The 212-nt window shown below is 44.8% G+C and carries 1 protein-coding gene; it reads right to left on the minus strand.

Annotated features, from left to right (window positions below):
- Positions 1–212 (minus strand): GBS Bsp-like repeat-containing protein (locus tag HMPREF2984_RS06895; protein ID WP_142350455.1); only part of this gene is annotated, 212 nt, incomplete at both ends.

Consider the following 212-nt stretch of genomic DNA (forward strand, 5'->3'; position numbering starts at 1 on the left):
TAGTCACCATAGTTGTTTTTATGGCGACGAATATCCACACTCAACTTATAGGTGCCGTCATTTTGCTTAGCAGCGTCGTACCAAATGATGTCATCTTGACCGCCTTGGCTGGACCAAATAGGCAACTTCACTGTCTTCACACCCTTGGTCGAGCTGACATTTGTCACCACCACATCAAAACCTTGGGAAGTCTTGTTTTCAATGTGAATCGT

The organism is Streptococcus sp. HMSC066E07 (assembly GCF_001814695.1).
Classification (GTDB): Bacteria; Bacillota; Bacilli; order Lactobacillales; family Streptococcaceae; genus Streptococcus; species Streptococcus hominis.